This is a genomic window from Enterobacter pseudoroggenkampii, assembly GCF_026420145.1.
Classification (GTDB): domain Bacteria; phylum Pseudomonadota; class Gammaproteobacteria; order Enterobacterales; family Enterobacteriaceae; genus Enterobacter; species Enterobacter pseudoroggenkampii.
Window position 1 is genome coordinate 86,378 of the sequence record NZ_JAPMLV010000009.1, and the last position, 26,618, is coordinate 112,995.

Annotated in this window: 32 protein-coding genes and 5 pseudogenes; 13 read left to right on the top strand and 24 right to left on the bottom strand. The window is 53.8% G+C overall.

Translation table 11 applies throughout. The features are described from left to right. The first annotated feature begins 3 nt into the window (after positions 1–3). Positions 4–543 carry a lytic transglycosylase domain-containing protein gene (locus tag OTG14_RS22610; protein WP_119916796.1) on the top strand — a complete coding sequence of 180 codons (540 nt, stop codon included), beginning with the start codon at positions 4–6 and terminating at the stop codon, positions 541–543. A gap of 28 nt (positions 544–571) precedes the next feature. Here OTG14_RS22610 and OTG14_RS22615 read toward each other — a convergent pair whose 3' ends face one another. From OTG14_RS22615 to OTG14_RS22680, 14 genes and pseudogenes are all read right to left on the bottom strand, one after another. After that, positions 572–1,393 carry a DUF932 domain-containing protein gene (locus tag OTG14_RS22615; RefSeq protein ID WP_015572081.1) on the bottom strand — a complete coding sequence of 274 codons (822 nt, stop codon included), beginning with the start codon at positions 1,391–1,393 and terminating at the stop codon, positions 572–574. A 16-nt stretch (positions 1,394–1,409) separates the two neighbouring features. Then, positions 1,410–1,703, bottom strand: coding sequence for a hypothetical protein (locus tag OTG14_RS22620; protein WP_119916887.1), 294 nt, complete (start codon positions 1,701–1,703; stop codon positions 1,410–1,412). Positions 1,704–2,407: 704 nt separating this feature from the next. Beyond that, positions 2,408–2,752, bottom strand: a complete 345-nt coding sequence (locus tag OTG14_RS22625) for a hypothetical protein (RefSeq protein ID WP_370447151.1) — start codon at positions 2,750–2,752, stop codon at positions 2,408–2,410. After that, positions 2,752–3,126: a hypothetical protein gene (locus OTG14_RS22630; RefSeq protein WP_119917277.1), complete on the bottom strand. Its 375-nt coding sequence runs from the start codon at positions 3,124–3,126 to the stop codon at positions 2,752–2,754. The genes OTG14_RS22625 and OTG14_RS22630 overlap by 1 nt, the downstream gene beginning before the upstream one ends. A gap of 687 nt (positions 3,127–3,813) precedes the next feature. Beyond that, complete coding sequence (locus tag OTG14_RS22635; RefSeq protein WP_119917275.1) at positions 3,814–4,149, bottom strand: hypothetical protein; 336 nt, start codon at positions 4,147–4,149, stop codon at positions 3,814–3,816. Between the two features lie 42 nt (positions 4,150–4,191). Further along, complete coding sequence (locus tag OTG14_RS22640; protein WP_267215786.1) at positions 4,192–4,983, bottom strand: N-6 DNA methylase; 792 nt, start codon at positions 4,981–4,983, stop codon at positions 4,192–4,194. Between the two features lie 40 nt (positions 4,984–5,023). Next, entirely contained in the window at positions 5,024–5,224 is a 201-nt protein-coding gene (locus OTG14_RS22645) for a hypothetical protein (RefSeq protein ID WP_013087182.1), read from the bottom strand. Positions 5,225–5,313: 89 nt separating this feature from the next. Then, positions 5,314–5,775, bottom strand: a complete 462-nt coding sequence (locus tag OTG14_RS22650; RefSeq protein WP_233003802.1) for a DUF1419 domain-containing protein — start codon at positions 5,773–5,775, stop codon at positions 5,314–5,316. Between the two features lie 60 nt (positions 5,776–5,835). Beyond that, positions 5,836–6,150, bottom strand: coding sequence for a hypothetical protein (locus OTG14_RS22655; protein WP_119917276.1), 315 nt, complete (start codon positions 6,148–6,150; stop codon positions 5,836–5,838). A 407-nt stretch (positions 6,151–6,557) separates the two neighbouring features. After that, positions 6,558–6,764, bottom strand: a complete 207-nt coding sequence (locus OTG14_RS22660) for a hypothetical protein (protein ID WP_267215787.1) — start codon at positions 6,762–6,764, stop codon at positions 6,558–6,560. Between the two features lie 263 nt (positions 6,765–7,027). Further along, a complete protein-coding gene (locus OTG14_RS22665) occupies positions 7,028–7,147 on the bottom strand; it encodes a type I toxin-antitoxin system Hok family toxin (protein ID WP_223230179.1) in 120 nt (39 codons plus the stop codon). Further along, positions 7,095–7,301: pseudogene (locus OTG14_RS22670) on the bottom strand (DUF5431 family protein); the annotation flags it as partial. The gene OTG14_RS22665 and the pseudogene OTG14_RS22670, both read right to left, overlap by 53 nt. Positions 7,302–7,526: 225 nt before the next feature. Then, positions 7,527–8,012 carry a GNAT family N-acetyltransferase gene (locus OTG14_RS22675; protein WP_039025114.1) on the bottom strand — a complete coding sequence of 162 codons (486 nt, stop codon included), beginning with the start codon at positions 8,010–8,012 and terminating at the stop codon, positions 7,527–7,529. Beyond that, positions 8,000–8,266 carry a type II toxin-antitoxin system TacA family antitoxin gene (locus tag OTG14_RS22680; protein ID WP_039025113.1) on the bottom strand — a complete coding sequence of 89 codons (267 nt, stop codon included), beginning with the start codon at positions 8,264–8,266 and terminating at the stop codon, positions 8,000–8,002. Before OTG14_RS22680 ends, OTG14_RS22675 begins: the two co-directional genes overlap by 13 nt. 356 nt (positions 8,267–8,622) lie before the next feature. Between OTG14_RS22680 and OTG14_RS22685 the strand changes: the two genes are divergently transcribed. Genes OTG14_RS22685 through OTG14_RS22695 form a run of 3 tightly spaced genes read left to right on the top strand, consistent with a single transcriptional unit; the run spans position 8,623 to position 10,498 of the window. Then, positions 8,623–9,210 (top strand): TetR/AcrR family transcriptional regulator, encoded by a 588-nt coding sequence (locus OTG14_RS22685; protein WP_119916886.1) that lies wholly within the window; start codon positions 8,623–8,625, stop codon positions 9,208–9,210. Then, entirely contained in the window at positions 9,210–10,166 is a 957-nt protein-coding gene (locus OTG14_RS22690; protein WP_126488721.1) for a DMT family transporter, read from the top strand. Before OTG14_RS22685 ends, OTG14_RS22690 begins: the two co-directional genes overlap by 1 nt. Then, complete coding sequence (locus OTG14_RS22695) at positions 10,163–10,498, top strand: protein secretion chaperonin CsaA (RefSeq protein WP_119916884.1); 336 nt, start codon at positions 10,163–10,165, stop codon at positions 10,496–10,498. Before OTG14_RS22690 ends, OTG14_RS22695 begins: the two co-directional genes overlap by 4 nt. A 173-nt stretch (positions 10,499–10,671) precedes the next feature. Here OTG14_RS22695 and OTG14_RS22700 read toward each other — a convergent pair whose 3' ends face one another. Beyond that, positions 10,672–12,060 (bottom strand): MFS transporter, encoded by a 1,389-nt coding sequence (locus tag OTG14_RS22700; protein ID WP_052259185.1) that lies wholly within the window; start codon positions 12,058–12,060, stop codon positions 10,672–10,674. A gap of 237 nt (positions 12,061–12,297) precedes the next feature. Between OTG14_RS22700 and OTG14_RS22705 the strand changes: the two genes are divergently transcribed. Beyond that, positions 12,298–12,699, top strand: coding sequence for a MarR family winged helix-turn-helix transcriptional regulator (locus OTG14_RS22705; RefSeq protein WP_024906927.1), 402 nt, complete (start codon positions 12,298–12,300; stop codon positions 12,697–12,699). Between the two features lie 110 nt (positions 12,700–12,809). Next, entirely contained in the window at positions 12,810–13,820 is a 1,011-nt protein-coding gene (locus OTG14_RS22710; RefSeq protein ID WP_024906928.1) for an aldo/keto reductase, read from the top strand. Positions 13,821–13,919: 99 nt separating this feature from the next. Here OTG14_RS22710 and eamB read toward each other — a convergent pair whose 3' ends face one another. Continuing rightward, positions 13,920–14,507, bottom strand: a complete 588-nt coding sequence (eamB, locus tag OTG14_RS22715) for a cysteine/O-acetylserine transporter (RefSeq protein ID WP_024906929.1) — start codon at positions 14,505–14,507, stop codon at positions 13,920–13,922. 104 nt (positions 14,508–14,611) lie between these two features. Between eamB and OTG14_RS22720 the strand changes: the two genes are divergently transcribed. Beyond that, positions 14,612–15,490 (top strand): LysR family transcriptional regulator, encoded by an 879-nt coding sequence (locus OTG14_RS22720; protein WP_024906930.1) that lies wholly within the window; start codon positions 14,612–14,614, stop codon positions 15,488–15,490. 428 nt (positions 15,491–15,918) lie between these two features. On the opposite strand, the gene OTG14_RS22725 is transcribed toward OTG14_RS22720, so the two are convergent. Beyond that, complete coding sequence (locus OTG14_RS22725) at positions 15,919–17,214, bottom strand: MFS transporter (RefSeq protein WP_244288155.1); 1,296 nt, start codon at positions 17,212–17,214, stop codon at positions 15,919–15,921. 377 nt (positions 17,215–17,591) lie between these two features. Here OTG14_RS22725 and OTG14_RS22730 point away from each other — a divergent pair, with 377 nt between their 5' ends. Both OTG14_RS22730 and OTG14_RS22735 read left to right on the top strand, forming a co-directional pair. After that, positions 17,592–18,560: a sugar-binding transcriptional regulator gene (locus OTG14_RS22730; RefSeq protein ID WP_114268498.1), complete on the top strand. Its 969-nt coding sequence runs from the start codon at positions 17,592–17,594 to the stop codon at positions 18,558–18,560. Positions 18,561–19,009: 449 nt separating this feature from the next. Beyond that, the gene (locus tag OTG14_RS22735; protein ID WP_267215788.1) at positions 19,010–19,447 is read left to right on the top strand and encodes a PTS sugar transporter subunit IIA; all 438 of its coding nucleotides are present in this window, start codon (positions 19,010–19,012) and stop codon (positions 19,445–19,447) included. Here OTG14_RS22735 and OTG14_RS22740 read toward each other — a convergent pair. Continuing rightward, positions 19,362–19,625: pseudogene (locus tag OTG14_RS22740) on the bottom strand (EamA family transporter); the annotation flags it as partial. The gene OTG14_RS22735 and the pseudogene OTG14_RS22740 sit on opposite strands and share 86 nt — an antisense overlap. On the opposite strand from OTG14_RS22740, the pseudogene OTG14_RS22745 reads away from it, so the two are divergent. The 4 genes and pseudogenes from OTG14_RS22745 to OTG14_RS23765 form a co-directional block, all read left to right on the top strand. Beyond that, positions 19,618–19,824: pseudogene (locus tag OTG14_RS22745) on the top strand (DsbA family oxidoreductase); the annotation flags it as partial. The pseudogenes OTG14_RS22740 and OTG14_RS22745 sit on opposite strands and share 8 nt — an antisense overlap. Positions 19,825–19,889: 65 nt before the next feature. Next, positions 19,890–20,663 carry an SDR family NAD(P)-dependent oxidoreductase gene (locus OTG14_RS22750; RefSeq protein WP_119916883.1) on the top strand — a complete coding sequence of 258 codons (774 nt, stop codon included), beginning with the start codon at positions 19,890–19,892 and terminating at the stop codon, positions 20,661–20,663. Positions 20,664–20,896: 233 nt separating this feature from the next. Then, positions 20,897–21,348, top strand: a pseudogene (locus tag OTG14_RS22755) (transposase); the annotation flags it as partial. Between the two features lie 4 nt (positions 21,349–21,352). Then, positions 21,353–21,469 carry a hypothetical protein gene (locus OTG14_RS23765; RefSeq protein ID WP_333020572.1) on the top strand — a complete coding sequence of 39 codons (117 nt, stop codon included), beginning with the start codon at positions 21,353–21,355 and terminating at the stop codon, positions 21,467–21,469. On the opposite strand, the pseudogene OTG14_RS22765 reads toward OTG14_RS23765, so the two are convergent. The 6 genes and pseudogenes from OTG14_RS22765 to OTG14_RS22790 all read right to left on the bottom strand — a co-directional run. After that, positions 21,421–22,335 (bottom strand): annotated as a pseudogene (locus tag OTG14_RS22765) (efflux RND transporter permease subunit); the annotation flags it as partial. The gene OTG14_RS23765 and the pseudogene OTG14_RS22765 sit on opposite strands and share 49 nt — an antisense overlap. After that, positions 22,313–23,044: a plasmid SOS inhibition protein A gene (locus tag OTG14_RS22770; protein ID WP_214580432.1), complete on the bottom strand. Its 732-nt coding sequence runs from the start codon at positions 23,042–23,044 to the stop codon at positions 22,313–22,315. The gene OTG14_RS22770 and the pseudogene OTG14_RS22765, both read right to left, overlap by 23 nt. Next, the gene (gene psiB, locus OTG14_RS22775) at positions 23,041–23,475 is read right to left on the bottom strand and encodes a conjugation system SOS inhibitor PsiB (RefSeq protein ID WP_239619752.1); all 435 of its coding nucleotides are present in this window, start codon (positions 23,473–23,475) and stop codon (positions 23,041–23,043) included. The genes OTG14_RS22770 and psiB overlap by 4 nt, the downstream gene beginning before the upstream one ends. Positions 23,476–23,512: 37 nt before the next feature. Next, the gene (locus tag OTG14_RS22780) at positions 23,513–25,525 is read right to left on the bottom strand and encodes a ParB/RepB/Spo0J family partition protein (protein ID WP_267215789.1); all 2,013 of its coding nucleotides are present in this window, start codon (positions 25,523–25,525) and stop codon (positions 23,513–23,515) included. A 67-nt stretch (positions 25,526–25,592) separates the two neighbouring features. Beyond that, a complete protein-coding gene (locus OTG14_RS22785; protein WP_119916880.1) occupies positions 25,593–25,958 on the bottom strand; it encodes a hypothetical protein in 366 nt (121 codons plus the stop codon). Between the two features lie 43 nt (positions 25,959–26,001). Then, on the bottom strand, positions 26,002–26,274 hold the full coding sequence (locus OTG14_RS22790) for a hypothetical protein (protein ID WP_239619750.1): 273 nt from the start codon (positions 26,272–26,274) through the stop codon (positions 26,002–26,004). Between the last annotated feature and the right edge of the window lie 344 nt (positions 26,275–26,618).

Genomic DNA, 26,618 nt, shown 5'->3' on the forward strand with positions numbered 1-26,618 from the left:
ATCATGAAAATATCGTTACTGCCTGCTGCTTTGCTGACTCTTTCACTTTCTGCTGGCGCAGCTCCGCAGATGTGCTTTGATCAGGCCGGGAAAGATTATCAAATTGATCCGCTTCTGCTTATGTCAATTTCGATTAAAGAGAGCCATCTGGTACCAGATGCGATAAATGGATCAAACCGGAATGGGACAGAAGATGTCTGCGGGATGCAGGTGAACAGCTCTCATTACGGTAAACTTAAAAACTTCAATATTACCCGTGAGCGCCTGTTAAATGATCCATGTATCTGCGTTTATACGGGTGCATGGGTACTGGCGCACAACTTCAGGTCATACGGAAAAAACTGGGACAGCGTGGGGATGTATAATACGGGGCCGAGCAAAAAGCTCATTGCGCAGCGCAAGGCCTATGCACAGGACATCAAAAATATATATCGCGTATTACTGGCCAGAAAAAAGTTACTATCTGAACGTCTCGCGCCAGCTGCTGGAAAGGAGCATGAGATTAAAATTGCAGAAACAGCATCGTCACATAGCGGACAGTAAAAAGCCGCTCTGGTGAGCGGCTTAATTTTCAGGCCTTCAGTTTTGCAAACTCCTCGGCCATTTTCCAGAGCACCTGATTTAATTTGATGTCACCATCTATTCCGGTGACTTCCCGCGTTCTGGTCATCTTCCCTTTTTCCGTTCTGCCACGAATCCCCCCACGGATCACATTTTCCTGCACCACGTTAAACGTGGTCCATAAATCCTGGCCTCTGTCGAGCACGCGGCGAGGGTTAATAATTTGCTCCGGTGTAATCGGCGCTGGTTTTCCATCGTACTTAAGTTCCAGGGCGGTCGCACCAAAAAGGCGCTGCTCAGGCAAAGTGAGCTGAATGCTTTTCATGAGGTCAATATTTTCATCAACCGCGTCAAATGTTTTCAGCACCGTGTAAGCGCCTTCAATAACCTGCCCGACAATATCCCCTTTGTGGGGTACGCGGATTTCACCAAAATCCTTCCATGCAACCAGACCATTACTGCAAACCTGACGGAACATACCGGGGATCATTTTATAGCTGCTTGAACCATCATGGCTATTCAGCAGAATAATTTCCGGTACTTCTTTTCCGTTAATCTGGTCATGACGGCGCAGGCGAAGCATATGCTTTGTAAAGTCGCGTTTATCCTGGTCACGTGTACGTGACTGAGTGGCATAATATGGCTGAAAACCTTCATCACGTAAGCGATCAAGAATGTTAATGGTCGGGATATACGTATAACGTTCAGAGCGTGAATCGTGTTTATCCGATGAGAACGCGCTGGGAACGATGCGCTGTAATTCATCATTAGTCAGCGGACGGTCTTTACGGATCGAGGTAGGCATACGATAACGGCTTGCGAAACTGACCATTTTTATTTACTCCTGATTATTTAGTTAGAGATGAAGAAATAACGCGATGAAAATTATCCAGCGGCATTGCAGCTGCCACCGGGCGACCATCTACAAACCAGACAGAGATATAATCCGGGCATTCGTCATTTATTAACGTCAGCTCAGTGGCATTCTCTGGCGGCGTAAAAATTGCCGGTTGTGGCTCCCCTTCCGATGCAGCCAGGACCCAGCAAAACAGATCCGTGAACTGGGACGTGGTGAGGTTTGAATCACATCTTCCGGTAGATTCTTGAGCGGCGGTTTTGACGTTGACGTTTCGTGTGTGCATCCTGGTTTTCTCCTGTGGTGATGGCTGGCCATCTCCCTAGTGAGTTCTCTCGCGGCAAAGGGCAAAAGGAGCAACGGCGAAGGGAGGAAGGAAAGGGGCGGAGACGAAAGTTTTTGCGGCACGCAAAAAGTTTTGGCGGAGTGCATTTCACCCCTTGGATGACGACCCGACGGTGCTACAAGCAGCCCTCCGCGTGAGGACGCACGGGGGATGGCCTCACCGGGGGAACAGGATGCACACACCCGACACGTCGGAACGGCGTGGCGCCATTAAAGCGACGGCATCAGCCGGCGCGGTGAAGGCGTTCCGGACGGCACGGCCGGAGAAGCCGCAGCCTTTGACCTTCGCCATCAGACCCTAGCGTCAGCCCGAAACCGCTTGCGGGTTCGGCGGAGCCCGGCGGGTGCGTCAGCAGCCGCCCTGGCGGAGTGGGGCTCGACGACCGGACAGCAGCGCTGGCCGGGAGCCGAAGGGGGCCATAGCCCTGCCCTTTTTCCGTGTTATGGCCATGACGGAGCTGCAGCTGAGAAAGATAACCAGCAGGACGCCGGTTCTGATCGTAGGTGAGAAGGGAAGCACTGCAACGGGGAAAGGCAGGAGCGCCGGAGGCGCTTTCGCCCTCCCCGTTTCCCCGCAGGGGAAAGAGGTTTGTGCGGTTGCCCTGATGAATGCCACCAGGGCTGGACCGAATACTGTATCAGGGGCTAAATCTCACCCGCCTCAATGGCCATCTCGGTCATTAAATCGTCGTATGCCTCCTTCGCACGTTCTTCCTCAGCCCACGTCAGAAATAAGCCGCGCATCGACGCTGCTCCCATGAATACCGGGCGGTCTTTAAGAGGTAATTTAGCCAGGTAGTCCAGCGCCATTCCCAGCAAAGTGACATCATAGATTTCGTAGTACGCGCCGCATGTTTTTCCAGCCCGCTTTTCCATACGAGCCAGAACCACATCAGCACGAATCACGTCGAACGGATTACGTGAGTGAATATTGCGTACAAAGCCATCAGTGCGCAGGAGCGTTGTTTTATGTGTCACCGTTGTTTGCATCATGATTTGTCTCCAGCGAAGATCTTTACGAAAGAAGGTAATACGCGTGAGAAATTTTCCAGCAATGCAGCTGCGGCAACCGGGTAACCATCCAGTAGCCATACTGAGAAGTAATCCGGGACTTCCGGATCGATATAAATCAGTTCGACACTGTCAGCCGGTGCGACAAAATTAACAGGCTTCACATCAGCTTGTGATTCGCTGACGACCCATGAATACAGATCCCAGAATTGTTCAAAAGTAAGCGCTGAGACTGTTTCACTCTGCCCGATGGTTTCCATAACAAAGCCACTGGACTCAGTTTGTGTTTTTCCCCCTATCTTCCTGGAAGATTCGGGAGCGGCGGTTTTGACGTTGACTTTTTGTGTGTGCATCCTGGTTTTCTCCTGTGGTGATGGTTGTCCATCTCCCTGGTGAGTTCTCTCGCGGCAAAGGGCAAAGGAGCAACGGCGAAGGGCGGAAGGAAAGGGGCGGAGACTAAAGTTTTTGCGGTACGCAAAAAGTTTTGGCGGAGTGCATTTCACCCCTTGGATGACGACCCGACGGTGCTACAAGCAGCCCTCCGCGTGAGGACGCACGGGGGATGGCCTCACCGGGGGAACAGGATGCACACACCCGACACGTCGGAACGGCGTGGCGCCATTAAAGCGACGGCATCAGCCGGCGCGGTGAAGGCGTTCCGGACGGCACGGCCGGAGAAGCCGCAGCCCTTGACCTTCGCCATCAGACCCTAGCGTCAGCCCGAAACCCGGAGGGGTTCGGCGGAGCCCGGCGGGTGCGCAGCAGCCGCCCTGGCGGAGTGGGGCTCGACGACCGGACAGAAGCGCTGGCCGGGAGCCGAAGGGGGCCATCGCCCTGCCCTGTTTTCGGGTTATGGCCACGGAGCTGCAGCTGAGAAAGTTAACCAGCAGGATGCCGGTTATGATCGCAGAGAAGGAGTGAAGCACAGCAACGGGGAACGGCAGGAGCGCCGGAGGCGCTTTCGCCCTCCCCGTTTACCCCGGAGGGGTAGAGTTTTTTGCGGTTGCCCCGATGATATGCACCGGGGCCAGGATTTCCGATCAGATCGGTTCTTCGCTGTCACCTCCGTTTTCCTGCTCATAGTGCATCATGGCCATATTCAGCAGGACATTAAATCCCTCAATGCCAGCCCCGTCCGGCTCGCACTGTTCGCAGAGGTGCAGCAGATTTGCCAGAAAATCCGTGATGACAGTTTGCACGCTTTCGCTTTCCCTGTTCAGCCCGGTTTTACGGGCAAATTTCCAGAGCACATCTGCAGCCAGCGCGGCGTGATCATCGTTGCTGCGGATTTTTATCGGTTCAGCCTGGCCTTGCAGGCGTTCTGCCATCGTCTCCAGCACGGTGGCCGGAACAGCGTTCAGTGTGTTGCTTGTCATTTTCTCTCTCCCTGCGGCAGGTCTGCCCTGCCGCTCTGTCAGTCAGGCGGCCACGGTGGCCAGAAATTTTTTCATTGCATCCAGACGACTGCGAAATGCCAGACGGCCCTGCCAGTCATTGAAGTAATAAACAGGGGTGTAACGCACTCGGTTCGCTTTCAGGGTCAGCGTATTACCGGTCACGACTTTCGCGGGTATACCCAGCAGTGCCAGCTGGATAAAGGCCATATCTGCCACCTTTGGATCGATGTCAGTGCAGGTGGCATACAGCTGTTGTGAAGGGTTATATCCCGCTTCAGCCATCCAGTATGCAAAGGCAATGACCATTCCGGCGCTACCACAGGCAGGCTCATCGAGCGTCATCCACCCCTCACGCTTTATCGTCTCCTGAGCGCCGGGCATGAGTAGTCCGGCCATCAGGCGGGAGATGCAGGACGGGGAGAAATACTGCCCCATTTCGTCCGCGCCCAGCTCCTGCTCCATATACAGAGCGCCGAGGAAATCATGAATGTCACCCGCCAGCCCCTCCACCAACAGGCAGAACAGCTGCTTCATGGCGTCCAGATCGTCCGGCTTATACCGTTCGCAGATGCGACGGCTGTTTTCGATGTTCTCCGGCGAGCGAATACGGGCCATATCCAGCTCGCTGGCTGCGAGGGTGATGAAGTCGCGGAACACTTCGGAACGGCGCATATTTTTCGCCATCTGACGGAAGACACTGGCGAATTCTTTACGCGCCTCAGCTGGCGACAGCATCCGGGCCGGTGCGGAAGCCCGCGGCTGCGGATCAGCCTGGTCGGCCAGGAACAGGGATTCAAAACTCAGTTGTGACATGGTTTCTCCTTACCGGCCGCCCGCAGGCGGCCGTCTTCTGTTAAGCCAGTCCAAGCGCCGGGTAGACGCTGACAGCCAGACCACAGTCAGCATCGGTGGCGTAGCCCGTTTCGGCATTTACCACGGACAGGAACGGCTGCCACTGTGAGAAGCGCAGCGCGGGTACGCGAGCGCGTTTTCCGGCGCGGAGGGCATTTACAAATGCCTTCGCCTGTGCGACAGTTTGCGGGTCAAATTTCACGATCAATCTCCTTACTTTGGTTGTGATTGCCGTATCTCGTTTTGGTCGGCCAGATACGGCGTTGAGAAAGCAGGGGCAACCCTGCTTTTTTAATGCGCGGAATTCAGCGGCGCATCGAGACAGAAACGGGCGATCACGTCGCCAATCAGCTCCCGGTGATGGCGGGTGTGCAGGTCGTGGCACTCAAAGAAGCGCGCGCCGTACCGGACAAAAATCGCGGTCACATCCCCGCCCGTAAACTCCATCGACTTGAACGACTCCCCGCCATACCCTCTGCACCAGTCCACTGGCGGCAACGTTTCCAGCTGGCCGATGTACCGGGCCTCGGTGATTTCCACCCAGGGACGGCGATAGCCGTCATTCTGCTTTTCCTGCACCTGAGTCGCGGGGATCAGCTCCGCGTCCGGATAGAGACGGCGCAGGGATTCCAGCGTTTTCGCTTCACGCTGAGTTACCCACTGCCCGTCCAGCTGTGTTGCGCGGTCATAAACAGCGTTATGAGACGGAACGAAAAAGGCCATTGGTGCAGCGGTCGGGGTGTTAACGTTCATCTTTCATGCTCCTGTCTGATGAGGTTCCGTGCGGGGGCGGCCGCACGGGGTGAACCGGATTTAAATGTCGATACCTGCGCGCTCGATCAGGCGCACGAACTGTTTGAAGTGGTCAGCTTCAGCCACATGGATATGGCGGAACTGTTTATCGACGCCGCTGCTGAGGGCGTAGAAATAGGTGCAGCACATCGTTTCGGGGCAGCGTCTGCGCAGTTTCTTCAGCTCAGCAAGGCTGCTGAACTCCAGAACGTCGGCTTCCTCCTCAGAGTTTTTTTTCGTCTCAGCGACGAGGATCGTGTACGACACGGTTTTTCCCCCCATCTTTCTGGAAGATTCTTGAGCGGCGGTTTTGACGTTGACGTTTCGTGTGTGCATCCTGGTTTTCTCCTGTGGTGATGGTTGTCCATCTCCCTGGTGAGTTCTCTCGCGGCAAAGGGCAAAAGGAGCAACGGCGAAGGGAGGAAGGAAAGGGGTGGAGCCAAAAGTTTTTGCGGCACGCAAAAAGTTTTGGCGGAGTGCATTTCACCCCTTGGATGACGACCCGACGGTGCTACAAGCAGCCCTCCGCGTGAGGACGCACGGGGGATGGCCTCACCGGGGGAACAGGATGCACACACCCGACACGTCGGAACGGCGTGGCGCCATTAAAGCGACGGCATCAGCCGGCGCGGTGAAGGCGTTCCGGACGGCACGGCCGGAGAAGCCGCAGCCCTTGACCTTCGCCATCAGACCCTAGCGTCAGCCCGAAACCCGGAGGGGTTCGGCGGAGCCCGGCGGGTGCGTCAGCGGCCGCCCTGGCGGAGTGGGGCTCGACGACCGGACAGCAGCGCTGGCCGGGAGCCGAAGGGGGCCATCGCCCTGCCCTGTTTTCGGGTTATGGCCACGGAGCTGCAGCTGAGAAAGTTAACCAGCAGGACGCCGGATATGACGCCCGGGATGAAGAACACAGGGAAAACCAGGCTGAAGCCAGGCACAGGCAGGTAACTCATAGCGTTCTGACTTCAGCAAAATCAGGCAGGAAAGGCTGGAGTGTGGACAAGGCGGAGGGAGCAGAGGGGCAGCGCCGAAGGCGCGTCCCCCTTCCCCCGTTCCCCGCAGGGGAACAGCCCTTCCCGGAAGTTCAGGCGTGCGGTCGCGTCAGGAAGGAAAAAGGGGCTACCGGTAAACCGGCAACCCCTTCATAAAGGCGCTTCAGGCATGTCCACACAGTCTCAGCCCCTGAATGGCGGGGGTTTCCCCCCGCCGGGGTTAGCTACTTAGCGGATTCGTAAGCCATAAAAGCTGCCACCTCCCTGTCCGTGTCCCTGTACCGGATTTCGCAGAGCGATTTCCGTGTCAGGTAAGTGAATATCAGCAGTGTGAGACACACTATTAATACGCACCAGAGCAGGGTGTTTCGCGGCAGTTTCATGGCCTTCTTCTCCTTGCCTTGCGGCATCTAAGAGGCTATCCTGATGTTGTCTAGGCATACAGGTGGCCTCGTGGGTGTACTGACCCCAATAAGTTGGACAGATTAACCGAGGCATCAGAGAAAGAGTCCATTTAATATATGGGCTCTTTTTTGTTTATGGCTATAACTCAATAACATTTTCCACAGTCGGATTATCCATCCCACCGCTTCCTTCCTTACGCCTTACAGTCTCATCAATAACCGTTCGTCATCTTCTTTCGTGAAGCATTTCTACTGAATTAACATTAGACGCGCCATCCGATTCTCGCTCGTATCGGTTTGAGCGTAATAGTCTTCGCGTTTATTGAGGGAGTTTAAGAAATAATGTCCGTTGCTGAGTTTGTGATGGTTTGAAACCATGGTGAATGTAGAAATTTTTAGCTTCTTCAGTGAGTGCGTGAACCATAATTGCACGTACACCAATATTCTCGGCAACCCGATAGCAACGAAGCACTGCATCATGAAGTAAATCAGCGCCAAGCCCTTTTCCGCGAAAAGAGAGATCGACTGCAAGACGGGCAAGTATGATGACAGGGATGGGATCTGGCATGTTACGCCGAAGATTGCCTGTCGCTTCTGTATGGTTGACGCTCCCGGTGGCCAGAGAGTAAAAACCGGATACTTGCTTTGTGTCTTTCTTACACACTACAAACGTTCTGGCCGCTCCGAGAGCCTGGTTTTTAAGGCCCTTCTGCTTTAACCAGTCATCGAGCACAGCCTCACCGCTGACGAACTCAGCCACCTGATGAAAAGCTGACAGAGGTTCTGGTGCTGTTACACGTCCCACTGAGGTTTCCTTGCCAGCAGTTTCTCGATAACGGGATCATCTGTAACGGGTGCATCAAGCATATCGATGAACTCCGCATATTGCTCATCGTTAAAGTTAAATACACGGCGGTCGAGGATCACATTCTCGGCAGCCTGACAGGCCATTTCCAGAATGAAATCTGTACGTGACTTGTGAAGGATTTCCGCAGCTGCATCAATAAGCGCCCGCTGCGATTCCTTGGCTCTAAGGTTAAGTTGAACATCTGATTTCATGAGACACCCCTGTATAGCATTTACTTTACAAGAATAGCATAACCATCACGTATAGCAAACGCTATACATCAAGTTGTGGTTTTCATTTTTTAAATACTGATTTCCGCTTTGTGCCAGAAGCGGACATTTATTCGCGTATCTAAACATGCCGGATGTTAGCTTCCTGATGATATGTAATGCTGGCTGGGGCCACTTTGCTGCTGACGCGGCATATATAATTGCCTTATTTACCGGATTCTGTTCGCCAGACCAGCTTATTTAGGGTCACAAAGCCTGTGATAAATGCAGACTTTTGTTGCTTCAGCCTATTTTGTAGGTAGACTGGTCTACCTACAAATGACCGAAAGAGGCTGATCATGACATCTTTATCTGCAGGTTCTGAAACCGCCTACGAAAAATTGCTCAGTGCTGCACGCGTCCTTTTTTACAATCATGGCATTAATGGCACGGGGATTGATGCCATTGTGAAACGAGCCGGCGTTGCTAAAAAAAGCCTGTACAACAACTTTGCATCCAAAGACGAACTGGTGGCGGCCTATCTCAGGGTTCGCCATGAAGAATGGCTTTCTTTATATAAAAACAGGCTGGAAGCTGCCATGACGCCCAGAGAGCGGGTAATGGCCGTTTTCTCTGCTTATGAAGACCATGCTGAATATGCCTATGAGAACGGTTTTCGCGGCTGCGGCCTGCTGAACGCGGCGGCAGAACTTCCCGCCGGGGCACCGGGCCGTCAGGCCGTTCGGGAGCACAAAGAGGAAGTGGAAGCGATCCTGGCTGCGCATCTGACTGAGCTGATGAACGGAAAGGCTGAAAGCGCACGCAGTATGGCAAGACATTTTGCCTTCCTGCTGGAAGGAAGCATTTCACGGGCCGGACTTGAAGGTAATAGTGACTGCGTGACGCAGGCCGGCAACATTGCCGAGCAGATGATGGAGGCGTACTGATGCTTTCTTCGGAAACACGCCTTGGCGGCAGGGCGGGTGTGCTTATCGCAGCTATTCTCTGGGGAACGACCGGCACAGCTGCGACTTATGCCCCCGGGCTCAGCCCACTGGCCGTAGGGGCGGTCGCTATGGGTATTGGTGGCCTGCTACAGGGGCTTATCGCTGCAGCTCCCATCATCCGCCAGCGCGTTCTGATAACTCGGAACTGGCATTTCCTGCTGACCGGAGCAGTGGCGGTGGCGGTTTACCCTCTCGCTTTTTATGCCTCAATGCGTTACGCCGGTGTTACGGTTGGCACGGTTATTACCATCGGCTCTGCACCAATCCTATCTGCCCTGATTGAATGCCGCCTTGACGGTCTCCGACTGACCAAGCGGTGGATGTGCGGAGCGGGCGTTGGCGTTGCGGGCATGGTTCTGCTCTGCCTGGCAGAAAGCAGCGAAAACAGTACCGCAAATGACCATGCTACGACGGGGGTTTTTCTGGGCCTGCTAGCCGGCTTCACCTATGCCTTTTACTCGTGGTCAGCGCGACGGTTAATGCAGGCCGGGGTGGCTTCCCGGGCCGCGATGGGCGTCACATTTGGTGCAGGCGGTATTCTGCTTTTGCCTGTACTGCTGATGACGGGAGCACCGCTCCTGATGGCATGGAACAACGCCGCCGTCGGTATTTATATGGCGCTGGTTCCGATGTTTCTGGGTTATGTCTGCTATGGCTACGGGCTTGCGCGCATTCCGGCCAGTATGGCAACCACGATCACTCTGCTGGAGCCGGTTATAGCCGCGCTGCTGGCCGTTGTGCTCGTTGGTGAAAGGCTGCCGCCTTACGGATGGGCAGGCGTCGGTCTGATAATTGCGTGTCTTGGGATCATTACCGTTCCGGCCGAAAAGTTACGTTTCAGTCTGTTCCTGCAACGAAAAGAAAATTTTGAAATCTCAGAAAGGAAAGAATTATGAAAGATAAAGCCTCATTTGACTCATTTTCGGCTCTCGATATGCGTGCCGGTACCATTATCAGAGTTGAGGAGAGTAAAACATCCAAGCCCACGTGGCGGATGACGATTGACCTTGGACCCGAGCTGGGAACCCGGGTGTCATGCGGAGCGTATACAAACTATGAAGCCGGAGAACTGCAGGGAACACAGGTAATCTGCATCATCAATCTGGGTACCATGAAGATGGGACCTGAAAAGTCAGAGGTGCTGGTACTTGGTGTGTCTGACGGTTCAGGCGGGACCATACCGCTGACAACAGAAAAGCGCGTCAGTAACGGTGAGTGCGTTTTCTGAAACCTGGCGACTTTATATGGCGGTGTGCTGAAGTTATAGATCACCGCTTTCCTTCAACCTCACCGACAGATAAAGCCAGATAGGGGTAAGAAAAGGCTTCCGTTAGCTTCGAGTAAATATGTCCGCTTTGTGCCAGGAGCGGACATTGACTTGCTCCCGTGTTGCTGAGGCATTTACTTTTTCGGGGAAATTTTGCGGCGCAGGTAATTCGCCGACAGCGCCGCAATAAGGCCACACAGGCTCATCAGCAGCCAGGCTGCATGGAAGGATTCGGGTGCAGCAGCTTTACCGCTTAGAGCAACAAAAAGCGCAACGCCGATCGCCGCACCAATCTGGCGTGAGGTGTTGATCAGCCCTGTTCCTGTCGAATACATATGGGCCGGAAGCCCGGAAACCGCACCTGCCATAAAGCCCGTCTGCGCGATACCCGCACCGAGTCCGGTCATAATCAGTCCGGGCAAATAGTTCAGTAACCAGGCATTATCGGTATGGTCGCTGAGCGTTAAAAACCACCAGAGTCCACTCAGGAAGTACAGTACGGAACCTGCGACAGCAAGGTTCTGTGGAGTGGCCTTTACCCTCCCGATAAGCAGCGAGGCGACAACGGCGGTGCCGGGTCCCGCAGCAAAAGCAAGACCTGCCTGTGCGGCGGTCAGGTGCCATGCCTGGGTCAGAAACATCGTGCCGCCAAGTAACATAACGGCAAAACTCATATAAAAACATCCCATGCCTATTGTTGCCGTTGTGAAAGCCCGGGAATGGAACAGACTCAGGTCGAGAAGAGGACGGGAGGATTTCAGGCAGTGGTACACAAATACCGTCAGAACGACGATGGCTCCCATACTTCCCGCGAAAATAGCGGCTTTGTGGGTGGCCCATTCCGAAGTATGAGCTATGGTGGCGGTGAGGAGAGCTATTCCTGACGTCAGGAGTACGCTTCCAGCAATATCGGGGGCAGGCCCGGTATGCGGTGCACTTTCTTTCAGGTATCGGGTACAGATGAGAGCCCCAATCACGATGGGCACGTTGATGAAGAAAATCAGATGCCAGTCCGCCTGAACCAGAAAGCCACCCAGGACAGGGCCCGCCGCGGCCGCAACCGAGCCGGTGGCTGCCCAGAACCCGATCATCTGCTTATGCTTCTCCTGAGGATATGCACCCAGTAGTAGCCCAAGGCTTGTCGGGATGAGCATGGCCGCAGCAACCCCCTGTATTGCCCGCGCGGCGATGAGTATCCAGAGCGTGGGCGCCAGCCCGCAGAGCAGGCTCGACAGACCAAACAGGGCCAGACCTACCGAGAAAATAGTCCGTCGGCCGTACCGGTCAGCAAAACGGCCGCTCAGCACCAGAGTGGAGGCAAAACAGACTGAGAAGATCGTCAGAATCAGTGACAGTGTGGCCTCGGGGTGTTCGGGAAAACTTCGGCTGATCGACGGGAAGGCAAGATTGACGACAAATAAGTCCAGTGAGCTCAGGATGCTGCCCAGCCCGATTGAAAGCAGGCCAGCCGGGTGAATACGTGACGGTGAACTCGATGCTATGGTTGATGAATTAATGGCCATGTTTCCTCTCTGAACAAAGCGCTGTCCGCTGACTACGGGTATAACAATATACGTGTATATACCCACATATTGCGATCAGCGTCAACGCTTTCCAGCAGATCAATAAACCTTCGGGTTCAGCCAGGGAGTCACTGCATCAAATGTTTATTTTCCGGTGTCGCATTCTGGACTCAGATCTAATGCGGGTATACGCTCTTAAATCCCTTTTGTTATCTGATCTTGATATGGGCACTGGATATGAGTTCTCCCTGCTACTGTAAAAATCTGCGTGATTTCACACGTAAGATGACCGCGATTTACGATGCCGAGCTGGATGCCTATGGCATCAATATTGCTCAGTATTCGTTGATGAGGCTGGTGATAAACAATAATCCCGTAAGCCTTACCCGGCTCGGTGATATCGCCGGGCTGGATCGTTCTACGGTAGGACGAAACGTCACCGTTCTGGCGCGTCAGGGGTGGTTGCAGGTTGACCGTGATGGTATGGACAAAAGGCAGCAGCAGGTCTCTATCACCCCTGAAGGTGAAGCGCTTATCAGAGACGCGTTTCCGTCCTGGCAGCGCTGCCAGCACATCATTGAAGAACGTCTTGGCGCGGACAACGTCATGGCGCTGCAGAACATTTTTCACCAAATCTGAATTGCAGGTTGTCAGCGTAAAAGAATAAGATGATATATGGGCATATACCCGCTAATCCGGGTCTCCTTCAAAGACATGGTAAATCATAAACATAAGCAAGAGGTGACAATGTGAAATATCAGATCCTTGGCAATACAGGCGTTCGAGTATCTTCAGTAGCCCTGGGAACGGCAAATTTTGGCATGCGGTGGGGATACGGCGCATCGTTAGACGAAAGTCGGGCGATTTTAGATGCTTTTGCAGAGGATGGCGGTAACTTTATAGATACGGCTGATGTGTATCAGTTCGGTGAATCAGAAGAGTTTCTGGGGGCCCTCCTTCAGGGACGCAGAGAGAATTTCTTTCTTGCGACAAAATATTCGAGCGGCGCATCTAAAGCAGCTGGCGGGCTGGTTACAGGCAACAGTCGCCGGGCGATGGTGTCTTCGGTGGAGTCGAGTCTGAAGCGGCTTAAAACCGATCGTATCGATTTATACTGGGTTCATCATCCTGACGATATTACGCCGTCAGAAGAACTGGTACGGGGGCTTGAAGATCTGTCCAGAGCCGGAAAAATTCTTTACGCCGGTTTGTCCAATTTTTCGGCCTGGCGGCTGGCACGCGCAGCAACGCTTGCCGAGCTGTCTCGCGCGGTGCCGATTGTCGCCTCTCAGTTCCAGTATAGTCTGGTTTCACGTCAGCCCGAACGTGACATGCTGAAAGCCTGTCAGGCGCTGCAGATAACACCCATAACCTGGTCCCCGCTGGGCGGTGGAATGCTCACAGGCAAATACCGCGCCGGTGAAAAAGGCAGGGCAGAAGGGATGGGCGGAAAGGTATTCCAGGCGGAAAACAACGAACAGCGGAGCGCCATTCTTGACGAGGTTCTGGCTATAGCCACTGAAAACGGGGCAAGCCCGGACCAGGTAGCTATTGCCTGGGTTGCTGCACAGGAATGTATCCCTATTATTGGCCCCCGGACCCAGGCGCAGTACGTCAGTAATGTGGGGTTTTCAGGGGCGAATCTCACAGAGGCACAAATCGACAGGCTGAACAGCGTCAGCCAGTTTGACAATGACATTAAAACTGCCCCCGTGCAGGCATTACTGGGGCATGTTATACCGGGTAAACCCGTGGCATAACATTAGGGCTATAGCCCTGGGGGATAAACTGACATCAGAACTGTTGTCAGTTTATCCGACTGAAATGACGGGAACAGGATCAAGCGAACTGTATGTGTTTCACAACAACATATCCACTGCGACCAGTACCAGTGCCCCTGCAAGGATCCTATTGACCAGGCGACCGTGCTGGCGAAGAAGCGCCTGAAAAAGGTGTCCTGCTGCCGCCCAGCAGAGGTTGCCAAAAACACCGATCAAAGCCAGCAGAACGCTGATCAGAATAATCCAGACCTGACTGCTGGTATAGGGAATGACGAAAGTAGAGAGCGCCGTTACTCCATAAAGGATGATTTTTACATTCGCAAACTGCAGTAAAAAACTGGTTCTGAAGCTCAGTGGGACGTCAGAACGGGTGTTATTTGCAGGCTGGCTTCGGGCTATTTTCAGTGCCAGCCAGAGAATATAAATCACGCCTAACCAGGTCAGCCAGTGGGTTACGGAAGGCAGTGTCCGGGTTATCGCCACGGTAAATAAGGCGCACAGGAGCATAATAATGAGAAATCCAGCCCCCATGCCAGCCAGTGGACGTAGGCTTTTATGAAACCCGTGAGTATGCACGCAGCTCAGAGCCAGAATGTTATTAGGACCTGGGGTAAGTGCAGTGATGAAAGTATAAGCCAGAAAAGCGCCAGCAATTGAAAGTGACATAATAACTCCTCTTTTTTTTTAATTTAGAGGATGCCAATAAGAAAAAATATTGAATGTTTTCGCATTCATGATTCAACATTATGAATACTTCACAGGAGACAATCTTGGACTTACGTCGTTTGTTAACCCTCAGGACCATTCTGGAAGAAGGATCGTTTGCCAAAGCAGCCAGTAAACTTTGCTGTACGCAGTCAACGGTTACATTTCAGATCAGACAACTTGAGGCCGAATACGGCGTTCAGCTGTTTGAAAAAATTGGTCGCCGCATGGTGCCAACGGATGCCGCCAGGAATATGATGCCCCATATTCATGAAATGATGGTCGTTATAAATAGCATTAAGCAGGCTGTCCAGCGAAACGATGAACCGGAAGGTGAATTGCGCCTTGCCGTGGGCGAGACGCTGCTCTCCTACAAGATCCCGCAGGTGCTGAAGAGTTTTAAGAAAAGAGCGCCGAATGTGTTGCTGTCTCTGCAATCCCAGAACTGTTATACAATCCGTGACAGCTTGCTGGCCAATGAAATTGATTTGGGGATTTTCTATCGTGTGGGCAATGATGCTTCTCTCATTATGGAAAACTATGGCGAACATCCTCTCGTGCTCGTTGCCTCTCCCGAATTAGCACTGGTTGATTTCACTCGGGGAAATCAGCATATCCCCGTTAGTTTCATTATTAATGAAAAACAATGTGTATTCCGTCTGATGTTTGAATCTGTCCTCAGACAAAGAAAAATAACGATTGACTCCACCATTGAACTCATCAGCATTGAAAGCATTAAGCAGTGCGTGATGGCTAATACAGGCGTGACGTACTTACCGCGATTCACGGTGGAGAAAGAGCTGCGTGCCGGACTGTTGCAAGAACTTCCTCTGTCACCACGCCCTGAAACCCTTTCTGCAGTGTGTGCTCATCACTCAGGTAAGGTCATTACGCCAGCAATGGAGCTGTTTATTCAGTCCTTACGGGAGAGTCTGGATGCCTGATCGCTGCCCTCGTATTGCTTTGCAGGATTGCCCTGTCGGTTTTAGCAGTAGACAGGGCTGACAATGATTAACGGCCAAAGGATGTCACGTTGGGCCGGCTCCCCGGAAGTCCAGGTACGGCTGATGACACTAGGTCAATTTTGCCTTTCATTTTCAGGTATGCGCGGCGTGCTCTGACCTGCTTCCGGTTGATTATCAGATGCCAATTTTAGTCATGGATCCCGGCTGTTATGACAAATGCGAACTTCCGCTGTTCGCTCATAGCGGACCTTGCAGTACACTGGTCTGTTTCGTGCCAGAAGCGTAAAAATGCTTTTATGTAAGCTTAATAAGACAGCCATTTTTCGGCTTACTCCTACTAATCTTCTGATAACTATCTTAACTGTGTTGTGTCTTTGATTAAGCAACAAGCCCTACTGTTTGAGGTGTTATTCACAATCAGTCTCAATCACGCTTTTCTTACCCAGCACTGCAACAGCCATTCCTGAAGCGACTATCCCAATAAAAATCGTAGTTATTAACAGTGATAATGACAGCGATGTCACAGTCAGAAGGGCACTCGCAAATATCACACCCATGGCATTGGAGGTTCGCAGTAAGGCGAAGACTTCGGCTTTCAGATGCGGAGGAGACATTTCATCAAGTACAAGCGAAAAATGTGTTCCAAGTGGGGCAATGACAGAGCCAATACACATCACACCCACAATGGTTGTAATGACGGAGAAATTAACAGTAACCATCAAAGCCCCTAGCATCATCAGACACAGATGTAAAAGTACTGTGCCGGGTGCAGACATCCGGTTGCGGATACTGACCCAGACTCCTCCCATGACAGAGGCAAGGCACAGGGGAACGGTGAAAAAAATGGCATAAAATGGCTCATACCGAAAGTTCAGGGCTAACGCCACAGCACCTATCTCAACGGCTGCGACGGTTGCTTCAGCTGCAGTAGAGCATATAAGCACCAAAGCAACCGGTCTTGTCAGTGCTCTTTGCCTGGTTTTAACCACGGCAGGGGAGCTCCGGATATTAAGCCGGGGAATGAGAACAACGGGAAGTATACCCAGAGCGGTAATGACGAGCAGAGAAAACACCGGGGAGATGCTTCCCAGTCCTGATGCGGCCACGGGAGCCAGAACAAAAACCATCTCATTCAGAGTCGCGGCCATACCCAGCCCACGTGGTAAACGGTTTGCGTTAACCACGTGGTTTAATATCACCCTTAAATACCCCTGAGCTGCACCATTTACCAGTCCGGCCAGACTGGCAAGTATGACTAATACCGTAACAGGCAATTTATACCATGATGCCAGTACTATGCAGAGTAAAGCCATAGAACGAGTCAGCGTCAGAAGCTGGAAGTAAGTGACCGAGTTAAAGCGGTTGCCCAGGCGTGTAAACGGGATCACGCCAATAACCTGAGCAATCGTCATGGCAAGGATCATCGCTGCTCCGCCTCTGCTGTCGCCTGTGATACTGAGTGCAAGCAATGAGAATGCAATGGGACCAGCTGCCTGTGGAAAGCTCAGGAAAGCTGATGAAAGAAGCCATCTGATGAACGACCTGGACTTTTCCCCTTCAGGAGTAGCAGATGATTTATGAAGTTCCCGGGAAGACTTTTTGCTGATATTCATTAATCGTTTTACCGAAATTAGCGCCTGTGATTTCTGTAACCTGGCGGTGACAGAAGGGCTATAGGCCGTATCTGATTGCCGGATATACATTGTGCAAAACACTTCTTACCTTAATCGATGAACCATGAATCGATGAACCATGTAAAAAAACCAGCCTGGTGAAGAAGCTACATTCATACTGCCCGTGCGGTACTGCTTTACTCAAGAAAGGTCATTTCGGGCAACCTGTTTTCAAACCTTTATCATGGATACCGGCTCTAACGTGTACCTGTGGCAGCCGTACGCGCAGGTATAATGCCAGCCAGCTTTACCAACCAAGTACAGTATGCGTGTTGCCCATCACACAGCAGTAAGAAAGCACTCCAGTAAATACCAAACGAGCGTAAAAAAGTGTACTCTTTTGATTAAAATCAGGGGCAACAGGTTAACCTTTGTGATATTTCCTTTCGATTAAAAAGGAATTCGCCATGCCTAAACGTATAAAAAACAGCCGCTGGTCAGGTTATGACCCCCGCTACATCTATTCTCTGGTCGTTCGCCGTTATTTTGTTGAGATGAAGACCAAAACAGAAATTGCCGAAGAACTCGAGATCTCACGATTCAAGGCCGCGCGCCTGATCGATGAGGCGATCGAGCAGGAATACGTTAAGTTTCTTTTTCCCAAACAGCAGATGCTTGATGAAGAAGTGGCTCATAATATCTGCGAGAAATACGGCCTGCAAAAAGCCGTCGTGCTTTCTGTATCAGAATCCTGGAACAGCCAGGAAGAACTAAATGAGAAGCTGGGTGGTATCACAGCCAGCTACCTGGGCAATTACCTGACAGGGGGTATGAAGGTGGGTATTGCCTGGGGGCGCGTTCTGTCCAGTACCGTGAGTCAGCTGACCAGCCTCCCTGCTTTAGATATTGTGCAGCTTTCAGGCGTACATCCGGGTATTGAATTCAGTCAGGGTCCGATAGACCTGATACACCGGCTGGCAGCTATCTCTCAGGGAAAGGCACATCCCATGTATGTCCCCATGTGGGTGGATGATGAAAATCTGGCAGAAAAACTGGCCAGCGATCCTGCAGTGGTTGACACCCAACAGTATTATTCGTGCCTGGACGTTGTTATTACTGGTATTGGCGCCTGGAAAACCGGCTCGTCAAGCCTGTGTGACATTTTTCCCGAAGAATGGCAGACACCACTTTTCCGTGATGACATCGCGGCTGATGTTTGCATCACGCTCGTCAACAGCAAAGGAGAGATCCTTGACAGCCCGATAAGCCGGCTGGGATTCGGTATTTCCACTGAGCAACTGCGAAGTGCGAAAACAGTGATTGGCGTGGCGGGAGGAGAGCAGAAGTATGAAGGTATCGTAGCCTCTCTTAAGTCAGGCCTTCTTGATGTGCTGATCACCGACTTTGATACAGCTGTAAAGCTGGTCAACTCCTGATAAGCCAGGAAAACACCGGTCTCTCTTTCAATACGGGGCACTGCCGGCGCCCCCCTTTGAAATTTCATGACGCAGCGACAGTGGCTCAAATTCGCGAAAAGCCCATACAATCAGATTTCCGTTCATTACGCCTGCAGTTGTCAGGACATCCGCTGAATTACCACTCCGTGATTTCAGGCGCTTTCGCAAAGATACCATGCGAAACAGCTAATCAGCCGTAAACAGATATATTCCTTTTTAATTCAGTCAGTTGATATAAATAAATGGTCATATGGTATTCAGCCATGCGCTCATATGAGCATTATATATTTCGCTCTCTTGTTTATTACTGTGATCGACCTATAACTTTTGCTCTCTGCTTGTTTCCGCAAAACACCGGCATGCAATAAATGCTCATATGTATATATGTATGTGCTCACTTGAGCAAAATTAAGCTACTGGGAGAAGTTATGGATACAGTACTTATCAGCGTCACCGATGGCGGCGACTTCAAAAGTTATGACGAGGTGCTGCAGCATATTCATGAACGGCAGAATGCTGCGGGGACAGTGAAGGATACCTATCTGGAGGCACTACGCGAGCGTGAAGCCATGTACCCGACGGGTATTTTGCTTGATGGCTATTCTGTGGCGATCCCGCACTGTGACAGTACACATGCCAACACACCTTCTGTTTACATTATTCGTCTGCCTGAGCCCGTTGAAGTCGGTCAGGCTGATGGCGATGATAAATTACCGGTACGACTTGTCATCAATTTAGTGGTTACCAACCCGTCTAATCAGTTGCAGCTGTTGAAATCCCTGTTGACGCTGTGGCATCAGGCATTTTTTTTCCGGCAAGGGTATAGGCTGCCCAGGCCAGCCCGGCCAGCCCGGCCAGCGCCATGATCAGCGCACTGCCCGGCTTCGGCGCAGTGGCGCCGGGCAGGAGCAGCATCAGCAATCCGCAGGAGGCAATAACAAGGCCTGCAGCTCTGCCAGGGGAAAGTCTGTCCCCATGAAAAAGGCCGTAAATAACCATGGCCAGCTGGACAACACCAAACAGCAGTAATGCCCCGGCCCCGGTAACGGATGATGAGAGCAGCGCCCGATCAATCGGCGTCAGCGGCGTGCCGCTTTTCCTGCTGAACCAGAAATATGCCATCAGCGGCGCCCAGGCTTCGGAAAATTTCCTCAGTGCGCTGCGCCAGGTCTGGGATGAAAAGCAGGAGGAAATGACCGTAACTGCCGGTCAGGCCTGCGGCACCGGCGGCTGCAGCATCTGATTACCCGACACCTGCCGGCCGTTTATGTGCCGGCTGAACACCACCAGTAAATAATGGAGTCACATATGAGCGATTTTTTTAGCGGTAAAAAGCTTCTGGTCGTAGGCGGCACCAGCGGTATGGGTCTTGAAACGGCGCGCATGGTGCTGAAAGCCGGCGGCAGCGTGGTCCTGACGGGCAGCAGAAAGGATAAAGCTGACGCCGTTCAGAAAGAACTGAGCCCGCTTGGCCCGGTGTCGGTCATTACGGCAAACCTGATGACCGAAGAGGGGATGAATGTCATTCGTGAGGAAATCAATGCGCATCACCGCGACATCAGCCTGATGGTAAATGCCGCGGGTATCTTTATCCCGAAAAGCTTTACCGAGCACAATGCCGCAGACTACGACAGCTACCTGTCGCTGAACCGAGCCACTTTCTTTATCACGCAGGACGTGGTGAAGAACATGCTGGCCGACAAACGCGAAGGTGCCATAGTGAACGTCGGCTCAATTGGCGCGCAGGCTGCGCTGGGTGATTCTCCCGCTTCTGCCTACTCGATGGCAAAAGCCGGCCTGCATGCGCTGACGCGCAACCTGGCGATTGAACTGGCCAGCGCGGGTATCCGTGTGAATGCCGTTTCTCCGGGTATTGTGCAGACGCCAATATACGAAGGATTCATGGCCAAAGAAGATATTGCTGATGCAATGAAGGCGATGAGTGATTTCCATCCGCTGGGCCGCGTGGGCATGCCGGAAGATGTGGCAAATACTATCCTGTTCCTGCTGTCGGACAAGGCAGCCTGGGTGACCGGTGCTATCTGGGACGTGGATGCAGGTATTATGGCCGTACGTCGTTAATTTTACGCCACGCATGTCAGGCTTTAGGTCTTAAAGCCTGACAGACTGCTCTCTCCAGGGTGAGGTTCTCGTCAGCTGAGATTCTTTTCAGCAGCCGCGGTGATAGCCAGGAGTCTCTAAGTCATCAACAGAAGTTGCTGACAACCTCGTGAGCTAATTTGCGCGAAGGATGAATCGCCACGGGTTTAACAGACACCTCCGAGTCATTTAAGATGGCTTAAAGAGAGGTGCCTATGAGCGGTAAGCGTTATCCCGAAGAGTTTAAAATTGAAGCAGTCAAACAGGTTGTTGATCGCGGTTATTCTGTTGCCAGCGTTGCAACACGTCTCGATATCACCACCCACAGCCTTTACGCCTGGATAAAGAAGTACGGTCCGGATTCTTCCACTAATAAAGAACAGTCAGATACTCAGGCCGAGATCCGCCGGCTCCAGAAGGAGCTGAAGCGGGTTACCGACGAACGGGACATATTAAAAAAAGCCGCGGCGTACTTCGCAAAGCTGTCCGACTGAGGTACGCCTTTATCCGTGACAACAGCAGTTGCTGGCCTGTTCGTCTGCTCTGTCGGGTGCTGGATGTTCATCCCAGTGGCTTTTACGCCTGGCTTCAGCAGCCGCATTCTAAGCGCCACCAGGTAGATCTGAGACTGACGGGAAAGATCAACCAGTTCTGGCTGGAGTCCGGTTGATGTGAACTGCATTATTCATACGCATCCGACTCATGTGTCTGCTCTTTCTATGCTGGAAGTGCCCCTGCAGATATCGCATAACCGATGCCGCAGAACCCAGGCAAGCAGGCGCTGGTAAAGCCTGCCAGGCAGCCCCGGACCGGCAGTGTGTTTCTGCAGCGCGTCAGGCAACAGCCAGCTGCCGGTCAGCGGAGAAAACAGTACGGCCACCACCCATGAGCTGATCAGCGCGATAAGTACCACCGCAAACAGGGTGTAGCAGTATTCCCCGGCGCTTGAGGCGGAAAAGCCAACCGGAATAAAGCCGGCAATCATCACCAGCGTGCCGGTCAGCATCGGGAATGCCGTTGAAGTGAAAGCATAGGTCGCCGCACTGGCACGGGATTCGCCGGCTTCCAGACGTGCCACCATGGTTTCCACCGTGATCATCGCGTCGTCAACCAGCAGGCCCAGCGCGATAATCAGCGCGCCAAGGGAGATGCGCTGCAGGCCAATGCCAGCAAGATGCATACAGACAAACGTCATGGCAAGCACCAGCGGGATCGCTGCCGCCACCACCAGCCCGGCACGCAGCCCCAGCGAAACGAAAGAGACGGCCAGCACGATAATGACTGCCTCCCCCAGCACGTGCACAAACCCGCTGACGGCCTCCTTCACTACGGCAGACTGATCGGCAATTCGGGTCATTTCAATACCGTGCGGCAGCTGTGCGGCTTCGCTGTTCATGCGCGACCGCAGCGCCTGCCCGAAATCAAGCATGTTTCCGGTTGGCGCCATCGAGACGGCAAGGCCAACGGCAGGCTGGCCGTTGACGCGAAAAAGCGGAGCCGGCGGCTCTGCCGGCCTGCGTACAATGCTGGCAATGTCCGTAAGCGGGATATAGCGGTTGTTGACCCGAAGCGTCACCGCTCGCAGGCTCTCTTCGCTGCTGAACGCGCCACTGACGCGCAGGGCAATATTGTCACCGGCCGTGCGGGCGGTACCGCAGCTTGTTCGGTACCTGCCAGCGCTCAGCAGTACGGACAGGTTCCGGTGTCTCCCGCACGATGAACGGGATTTCGTACATCACTGCATACAGCGGCTCACCGCTGATGCGAAGCCAGTCAAGTTCCTTCAGCGACGTGAACCGCGACTGCCAGCGCCAGAACGGTCCGGCAAGCTCTGCCGCGTCAAACTCGTCGCTCCACCGGGTGTACCAGGTGCAGACGGTTTCCGGAGACTGAAAATTCAGGTCGATTTTCGCCTGCTCCAGCAGGTTCTGGCGCAGTTTCCAGCGCTGTTCGTACTCACGAGACTGGCGGCGCATCTGACGCGTGGTCTTAATGCCGGACCTGTGCAGCCGTCGACCCGTGCGGGTGTGCATGACCTCAGGAAACAGTTCGGCCTGTACGTCAATTGTGAGCGGCAGCGGGCAGGCTTCGCCACTGGTGGCGATCATCGTGTTAAGCGCCTCCTCGACCTGTTTCAGGTTCGAATGACGGTTATTTGGCACCCAGTGCAGACCAGGTATTTTATTGGCCACCGTGGCGTTGAGGCGTCCGCTGCCCGTGAGAAGACGCAGAAAGGTACGCACATACGGCATGGCGGGCAGTCGTGCGCCGCGTTCACGGGCAGACTCAACATGGCTGATAGCCTGTATTGCAGCCTGACGGGCGGGCTTCAGGGAAACGAGCGCGTGTGAGGACGGGATCATGATGTCACCTCCACATTCATCAGCTTCGCCACGGTGCGGGCAGTGCAGTTAAAGCGGCGCATACCTGCCAGCTGCGCGATCAGCTGGTTTATCCGTTCAGGCTGAAGCGTGTCGCTCTGGTAAAGAGTACGCACCACTTCACCGCCGGAGGACAGCAGCACCAGAAGCCAGTAAGGCGAGACTTCGCCCGGGCTGCACACGCAAAGATGCCAGTCATCACTGCCGTCCGCGCTGAAGCGGCACTGGACAGGGAAGAAGCCGCCGAACTCGCTGCGGTATTCGGCGCAGACGCGCCATCCTTCAGGTGTCGACAGGAGGCCGGTCACGGCATCGCTGAGGGCGCGGCGCGCGTCCTCCCCCTGCTGACGGATAAACTCCAGGTCTGTGGCGGTCAGGGTGTTGATTCGGTTCAGGTCATATTGCATGGTCATGTCTGTTCCCGCCGCCCGAAGGCGGCGGCCTCCGGAATTAAGCAGCGTGGTCAGTGGTATCAGCGTCAGATTCAGTGGCTTCTTCAGCCTCAGCGGCTGGCGCTGTGCGCACCATCCAGTCAGGCAGCCAGCCCTGAGCATTCAGATCCTGCTCGGCGGCCTTCGCCGCATCGCGGCGCTTGAGCTTCACAACTTCACCCGCACGGGCGCTGAGTCCGGCTTCTTCATAGGCTTTGCCAATCTGGGAAATCGTGAGCTTACCGAAGTAGCTCTCAGCATCCGGTTGCCACCATTTGCGCAGGTCAAAGTCCAGCGCCGCTTCCAGCCCGTCCAGTTCGCTTTTCTGCGTATGGTTGTACATACGTTCCTGAATGCCGTTGATACCGTGTGCCGCACAGAATCCCAGCAGGGTGTTCACCTGCTCTGCTGACCATGACAGCAGCCAGGTGAAATCGAGATGCCAGTTTTCGGGCAGCGTTGCCTGAAGCGCCTCTTTCTGTGCTTTGAGCGCCGTCAGCGCCTTCCCTTCATCACCGGATGGAGCCAGTGATGCAAGGTGATACTGATTCGAGGACACGGAGGCTTTCAGCGGTTCATTGCGCTTGCCGTAGGTGCGATCAAAGAGCGCAAGACACAGCGTCCACGTCAGGAGCGCCACCGATACATCGGGGCGACCCGCCAGTTCCGCCTGAACGGCAAGAGTGCGCTCCGCAGACATGGCCTTAACCAGCGTTGCCGGATAGGCGTCAGCGGGAATGTCAGGCGTGGTGTGTCTGATCACATTGCTTTCACGCTCCTGACGCGCCTGTTCTTCAGCTGCCCGGTCTTCGTCGGTCAGCTTGCGGATACCTGGCTGAACCCGAAAATTGTTACCATCCCATGACACCCAGATACCGTGGGCGGCGCGAAATTCCGGCGTGGCTTCGCGGTACTGCGCCTCGCAGTAAATGTCATCGATCTGCTGCTGAAGCTCGTATTCGTCATCGTAGGTTTCAGTAGCATCTCTTTGTTTTTCCAGCTCACTGACGCGCTTCTGTTCTTCTTCCGTCAGGACAGCTTTCGGCATGGCAAAACGGTACAGTTCAGCGTCCTCACCGCTGAAGCGTAGTTCCGTCATACGGTACTCAGCCCAGCCCCAGCCCTGCTCCTGCTTAACGCGAGCGGCGAGCACGGTGAGCTTGCCAGCCAGCAGAGATTTCACCAGCGCTGCATCGGCAAAGGTGCTGTCCTTGTCGCTGAACAGGTCGGCGGTCAGCGTACCGCCAGCGGCGGTATAGGCTTCCTCGCCCACATACTCAAACATCGGGTGACTGATGGCCATCTTGTCGTCGGTCACCATTTTGCGCAGAGTCTGTACAGCAGGATCGCGCCACTGTACAACAGCCTCTTTCCAGACCTGCTCCTGACGCTCATGGGTATCAGCAAGTGTCAGGACTTCACACTGTTCAAGGGAGATTTCATCCCGCGCCAGCGCATCCAGCAGGGAGGGGGCAAGATTCGCCAGCTTCAGGCAGCGCTGAACGTGGCGCGGGTGGTAGCCCATCAGTGCGCCGATCTGAGAGGCCGTTTTACCTTCCTGCTGAAGGGTACGAAAACCGATAATCTGCTCGGCGGGATGCATGTTTTTACGTCGACCGTTCTCGATCATCGAGGCCGCTACCGCCATCTCAACGGGCAGGACTTTCACCGGAACAAACGGCGTGTCCGCATCGAGCACACCGCGCATCACCAGAATGCCTGTGCCTCTGCGACGACCTTCCCCGCCGACAATGCCGATCGTACCGTCCGGCAGTTCTGCACCAATCAGGTTTTGCAGGATGCCCATTGCCTGAATGCTGTCTGCCATCTCTTCCACTTCCTGATCGGTATGCGGAATGATGCGCGTGTTTAAGTCAGTGCGTGACAGGCGGGAGTACGGGAAGATTTGCACAGGCGTATCAGCGAGCAGCTGGACGAGCTTCTGCTCGGTAGACTGCGCGATTTTTTCCGCAGATTTTGTCTGACGGGTGGTCTTGGCTTGTTTTTTTGCCGTAGAATTGGTGGCGACCATGATTTTTACCTCTCAGTGACAGTTGTGGTTAGCCGTGGCCGGATTGCCCTCCGGTCACGGCACTCGGTTAACCGGTAATGCGTTTCGGGTGTGCTGCCAGTGCTGCAAAGGACGGATAGCCATCAAGAACCTGCATCATGACTTTTGCCCCTTCCAGCATCGCTTTATCCGTTACGCTGCCGCTGTTTTCACACACGTTGATCGTTGCCACGATCCCCGATTTCACATCTGAAAAACTCTCATACATGCGGTTGCTGTACAGGACGCGTTTGCCTCCTGCCATCACCTGCCAGTTGTTGCAGTCATTAAATCGGGTGTCCACGTTGTCAAACTCGACCACGTGGGTGTCGCTGGCCTGAATGCGCAGCAGCTTCACGATTTCAGTGCTCTGCCCGACCTTACGGGTCGCCGGACGGGTGTTAAGGTTCTGCATGTTTCCTCCTTCTCTGGGTTAAGGCCGGACATCCGGCCTCCGGTTAAAGCTGCACGTATTGCAGGTTGCGTTTCAGTTCAATAAGAAAATCCGGTTCAAACGACCAGGCGTGCCAGTTAAGCGTTCCGTTGGTGCGGATCTCCACCTGAACGTCGCCGTATCGGGACACATTGGACAGAGTGACGGTGACCCCCGCTTTCAGCGAGGTGGCCTGAGCCACCCACTCCCGTGCGACAGAAACAGGGTTTTGTTCTTCCCCCATCTTCCTGGAAGATTCTTGAGCGGCGGTTTTGACGTTGACGTTTCGTGTGTGCATCCTGGTTTTCTCCTGTGGTGATGGTTGGCCATCTCCCTGGTGAGTTCTCTCGCGGCAAAGGGCAAAGGAGCAACGGCGAAGGGCGGAAGGAAAGGGGCGGAGACTAAAGTTTTTGCGGCACGCAAAAAGTTTTGGTGGAGTGCATTTCACCCCTTGGATGACGACCCGACGGTGCTACGACAAGCCCTCCGCGTGAGGACGCACGGGGGATGGCTTCACCGGGGGAACAGGATGCACACACCCGACACGTCGGAACGGCGTGGCGCCATTAAAGCGACGGCATCAGCCGGCGCGGTGAAGGCGTTCCGGACGGCACGGCCGGAGAAGCCGCAGCCTTTGACCTT